Origin of the sequence: Antribacter soli (genome assembly GCF_021568775.1) — a bacterium.
In the GTDB taxonomy this organism is placed as follows: Bacteria; Actinomycetota; Actinomycetes; order Actinomycetales; family Cellulomonadaceae; genus Antribacter; species Antribacter soli.
In genome coordinates this window covers 1-5,655 of record NZ_JAKGSG010000073.1, presented here as the reverse complement: position 1 = coordinate 5,655, position 5,655 = coordinate 1, and the positions used below count along the sequence as shown (strand labels likewise).

3 rRNA genes are annotated in these 5,655 nt (G+C 58.6%); all 3 read left to right on the top strand.

What is annotated here, in order from left to right:
* Nucleotides 1-243: 243 nt before the first annotated feature.
* The 3 genes from L1785_RS22635 (at nt 244) to rrf (ending at nt 5,606) form a co-directional block, all read left to right on the top strand.
* Nucleotides 244-1,761 (top strand): 16S ribosomal RNA (locus L1785_RS22635).
* A gap of 471 nt (nt 1,762-2,232) precedes the next feature.
* Nucleotides 2,233-5,339: ribosomal RNA gene (locus L1785_RS22630) — 23S ribosomal RNA — on the top strand.
* Nucleotides 5,340-5,489: 150 nt separating this feature from the next.
* Nucleotides 5,490-5,606 (top strand): 5S ribosomal RNA (gene rrf / locus L1785_RS22625).
* The 16S, 23S and 5S rRNA genes sit together here, the layout of an rRNA operon.
* Nucleotides 5,607-5,655 lie beyond the last annotated feature (49 nt).

The window sequence follows — 5,655 nt, the reverse complement described above, 5'->3', positions numbered from 1 at the left end:
TGACGGTGTGCGTCGGTTGTTTGAGAACTCAACAGTGTGCTTGATAGTCAATGCCAAATTTTTGTCCTCGTTTGGCTGGTGCGGCTGGGGGCTGGCTTTGTGGCTGGTTTCTGGTTGTGCTGGTTGAGGATTCCTTTGGATGACGGACTGAGCCATGCTCGGTCTGTGCCAGTTAATCTGAACCTTTTGGGGTTCGCTTCGTATGGTTGTTACCTGGGCTTTGGTCTGGGTGGCGTGCATACTTTTACGGAGAGTTTGATCCTGGCTCAGGACGAACGCTGGCGGCGTGCTTAACACATGCAAGTCGAACGGTGAAGCCCTTCGGGGTGGATCAGTGGCGAACGGGTGAGTAACACGTGAGCAACCTGCCCTCCACTTCGGGATAAGCCTTGGAAACGAGGTCTAATACCGGATATGACATTGCCCTGCATGGGGTGGTGTGGAAAGTTTTTCGGTGGGGGATGGGCTCGCGGCCTATCAGCTTGTTGGTGGGGTGATGGCCTACCAAGGCGACGACGGGTAGCCGGCCTGAGAGGGCGACCGGCCACACTGGGACTGAGACACGGCCCAGACTCCTACGGGAGGCAGCAGTGGGGAATATTGCACAATGGGCGAAAGCCTGATGCAGCGACGCCGCGTGAGGGACGACGGCCTTCGGGTTGTAAACCTCTTTCAGCAGGGAAGAAGCGCAAGTGACGGTACCTGCAGAAGAAGCGCCGGCTAACTACGTGCCAGCAGCCGCGGTAATACGTAGGGCGCAAGCGTTGTCCGGAATTATTGGGCGTAAAGAGCTCGTAGGCGGTCTGTCGCGTCTGGTGTGAAAACTCGAGGCTCAACCTCGAGCTTGCATCGGGTACGGGCAGACTAGAGTGCGGTAGGGGAGACTGGAATTCCTGGTGTAGCGGTGGAATGCGCAGATATCAGGAGGAACACCGATGGCGAAGGCAGGTCTCTGGGCCGCAACTGACGCTGAGGAGCGAAAGCATGGGGAGCGAACAGGATTAGATACCCTGGTAGTCCATGCCGTAAACGTTGGGCACTAGGTGTGGGGACAGTTCCACTGTTTCTGTGCCGCAGCTAACGCATTAAGTGCCCCGCCTGGGGAGTACGGCCGCAAGGCTAAAACTCAAAGGAATTGACGGGGGCCCGCACAAGCGGCGGAGCATGCGGATTAATTCGATGCAACGCGAAGAACCTTACCAAGGCTTGACATGCACCGGAAACACTCAGAGATGGGTGCCCCGCAAGGTCGGTGCACAGGTGGTGCATGGTTGTCGTCAGCTCGTGTCGTGAGATGTTGGGTTAAGTCCCGCAACGAGCGCAACCCTCGTCCCATGTTGCCAGCGGGTTATGCCGGGGACTCATGGGAGACTGCCGGGGTCAACTCGGAGGAAGGTGGGGATGACGTCAAATCATCATGCCCCTTATGTCTTGGGCTTCACGCATGCTACAATGGCCGGTACAGAGGGCTGCGATACCGTGAGGTGGAGCGAATCCCTAAAAGCCGGTCTCAGTTCGGATCGGGGTCTGCAACTCGACCCCGTGAAGTCGGAGTCGCTAGTAATCGCAGATCAGCAACGCTGCGGTGAATACGTTCCCGGGCCTTGTACACACCGCCCGTCAAGTCACGAAAGTTGGTAACACCCGAAGCCCATGGCCCAACCGGTTTTCCGGGGGGAGTGGTCGAAGGTGGGACTGGCGATTGGGACTAAGTCGTAACAAGGTAGCCGTACCGGAAGGTGCGGCTGGATCACCTCCTTTCTAAGGAGCTCATCTCCTGCGTACAGCAGGCAGAGGCCAGGCCGGTGCCGTTCGCGTACCGGGTGGTTGCTCATGGGTGGAACATTGACGAAGAGCTCGCCTGGCCTGGTGCCGGCATCAGTACCTGCTTCGTCCTCCCTGGTGGGGGGCGGGTGGTGGAACGTGCCGGGCTGGTGGGGTGGGTTTGCTGAGCACACTGTTGGGTCCTGAGGCAACCGGCCACGTTGGTGGTTGGTGTTTCAGTACGGGTCATCGCGGTTCCACCGGACCGCCGGCCTACCCCGTTGGGGTGGTGCGGGTTGGCGGTGGTGACCGGGTGGGTTCGTCCGTAGCTTGAGAACTGCACAGTGGACGCGAGCATCTCTTACTGATGATCGATGTGCCAGGTCCCCTTGCCGGGTTCGCTCCGTGTGGGCGCACCGGGTGGGTTGGTGCCTGGTTCTTCTGATCTCTGCGAAGAATTTTTTGTGTTGTTGAAGTTTGTAAGGGCACAGGGTGGATGCCTTGGCACTAGGAGCCGAAGAAGGACGTTGTAGCCTGCGATAAGCCTCGGGGAGCTGGCTAGCGAGCTGTGATCCGAGGGTTTCCGAATGGGGGAACCCAGCACGAGTCATGTCGTGTTACCTGCACCTGAATATATAGGGTGTGTGGAGGGAACGCCGGGAAGTGAAACATCTCAGTACCGGCAGGAAGAGATATTCCGTGAGTAGTGGCGAGCGAAAGCGGATCAGGCCAAACCGTGCGCGTGTCAAGCTGTCAGGCGTTGCGTGTACGGGGTTGTGGGACCCTCTTGAAGTCTCTGACAGGGCTTCGAGGAGTGAGAAAGCCACGTCATAGTCGAACCGGGTTGAAAACCGGACCGTAGAGGGTGTAAGTCCTGTAGACGAAATGGTGTGGCCTCCTGGAGGGGATCCCAAGTAGCACGGGGCCCGAGAAATCCCGTGTGAATCTGGCAAGACCACTTGCTAAGCCTAAATACTACCTAGTGACCGATAGCGGACTAGTACCGTGAGGGAAAGGTGAAAAGTACCCCGGGAGGGGAGTGAAATAGTACCTGAAACCGTGTGCCTACAATCCGTCGGAGCCTCCCTAGCTGGGGTGACGGCGTGCCTTTTGAAGAATGAGCCTGCGAGTTAGTGCTCGGTGGCGAGGTTAACCCGTGTGGGGTAGCCGTAGCGAAAGCGAGTCCGAACAGGGCGCCTCAGTCGCCGGGTCTAGACCCGAAGCGAAGTGATCTAGCCATGGGCAGGTTGAAGCGCCGGTAAGACGGCGTGGAGGACCGAACCCACCAGGGTTGAAAACCTGGGGGATGACCTGTGGTTAGGGGTGAAAGGCCAATCAAACTTCGTGATAGCTGGTTCTCCCCGAAATGCATTTAGGTGCAGCGTCACGTGTTTCTTGCCGGAGGTAGAGCTACTGGATGGCGGATGGGCCCTACAAGGTTACTGATGTCAGCCAAACTCCGAATGCCGGTAAGTTAGAGCGTGGCAGTGAGACCGCGGGGGATAAGCTCCGTGGTCGAGAGGGAAACAGCCCAGATCATCGGCTAAGGTCCCAAAGCGTGTGCTCAGTGGGAAAGGATGTGGAGTTGCACAGACAACCAGGAGGTTGGCTTAGAAGCAGCCACCCTTGAAAGAGTGCGTAATAGCTCACTGGTCAAGTGATTCCGCGCCGACAATGTAGCGGGGCTCAAGCACACCACCGAAGCCGTGGCACTCACACTATTGCTCAGCCCTTCGGGGTTCAGGCGTGTGGGTGGGTAGGGGAGCGTCGTGTGGGCAGTGAAGCTGCGGGGTGACCCAGTGGTGGAGCCCACACGAGTGAGAATGCAGGCATGAGTAGCGAATGACGGGTGTGAATCCCGTCCGCCGAATGACCAAGGGTTCCAGGGCCAGGTTCATCCGCCCTGGGTAAGTCGGGACCTAAGGCGAGGCCGACAGGCGTAGTCGATGGACAAGGAGTTGATATTCTCCTACCGGCGAAGTACCGCCCATACCGAGCCCGGTGATGCTAACCACCCCAAGGGCCACACCGCAGTCTTCGGACTGCATCGTGGCCGGCGGCGTGGGACCCGAACCGGTAGTAGGTAAGCGTATTAACAGGGGTGACGCAGGAAGGTAGCCCGGCGTGGCGATGGTAGTCCACGTCCAAGGCCGTAGCCCGTCCCATAGGCAAATCCGTGGGACACCAGGGTGAGAGCTGATAGTGACCGCACATGCGGGAAACGGGTGATCCTCTGCTGCCAAGAAAAGCCTCGACGCGAGGTACTAGCCGCCCGTACCCCAAACCGACTCAGGTGGTCAGGTAGAGAATACTAAGGCGATCGAGCGAATCGTGGTTAAGGAACTCGGCAAAATGCCCCCGTAACTTCGGGAGAAGGGGGGCCTGAACCGTCAACACCCTAGCGGTGGGAAGCGGGGAGGGCCGCAGAGACCAGGGAGAAGCGACTGTTTACTAAAAACACAGGTCCGTGCGAAGTCGCAAGACGATGTATACGGACTGACGCCTGCCCGGTGCTGGAAGGTTAAGAGGACGGGTCAGCTTCGGCGAAGCCCAGAATTTAAGCCCCAGTAAACGGCGGTGGTAACTATAACCATCCTAAGGTAGCGAAATTCCTTGTCGGGTAAGTTCCGACCTGCACGAATGGCGTAACGACTTCTCCGCTGTCTCAACCGCGAACTCGGCGAAATTGCACTACGAGTAAAGATGCTCGTTACGCGCAGCAGGACGGAAAGACCCCGGGACCTTTACTATAGCTTGGTATTGGTGTTCGGTGCGGTTTGTGTAGGATAGGTGGGAGACCGTGAAGCGGGCACGCCAGTGTCCGTGGAGTCGACGTTGAAATACCACTCTGACCGCTTCGGACATCTAACCTCGGTCCGTGATCCGGACCAGGGACAGTGCCTGGTGGGTAGTTTAACTGGGGCGGTTGCCTCCCAAAATGTAACGGAGGCGCTCAAAGGTTCCCTCAGCCTGGTTGGCAATCAGGTGTCGAGTGCAAGTGCACAAGGGAGCTTGACTGTGAGACCGACAGGTCGAGCAGGGACGAAAGTCGGAACTAGTGATCCGGCGGTGGCTTGTGGAAGCGCCGTCGCTCAACGGATAAAAGGTACCCCGGGGATAACAGGCTGATCTTGCCCAAGAGTCCATATCGACGGCATGGTTTGGCACCTCGATGTCGGCTCGTCGCATCCTGGGGCTGGAGTAGGTCCCAAGGGTTGGGCTGTTCGCCCATTAAAGCGGTACGCGAGCTGGGTTTAGAACGTCGTGAGACAGTTCGGTCCCTATCCGCTGCGCGCGCAGGAAACTTGAGAAGGGCTGTCCCTAGTACGAGAGGACCGGGACGGACGAACCTCTGGTGTGCCAGTTGTTCCGCCAGGAGCACGGCTGGTTGGCTACGTTCGGAAGGGATAACCGCTGAAAGCATCTAAGCGGGAAGCCTGCTTCAAGATGAGGTTTCCACAGGACTAGTTCCTGGAAGGCACCCAGCAGACTACTGGGTCGATAGGCCGGACGTGGAAACGGGGACGAAAGACCCGTGGAGCTGACCGGTACTAATCAGCCGACAACTTCACAACACACCCAAAATCTGATGTGACGCGTCCACTGTGCGGTTCCCGAGTAACGGGCAACCACCCCCACCGCTCCTGACCAGAGCACACCACCCACCCCGAGACCCGGGGCCCGGGGTGGCAAACGGGGGAACCAACCCAACAACTCGATACTGTTACGGCGGTCATGGCGAAGGGGAAACGCCCGGTCCCATTCCGAACCCGGAAGCTCAGCCCTTCAGCGCCGATGGTACTGCCCTGGTGACGGGGTGGGAGAGTAGGACGCCGCCGAACACCCTTCACGTGAAGGCCCGCACCCCCCGGTGCGGGCCTTCACGCATTT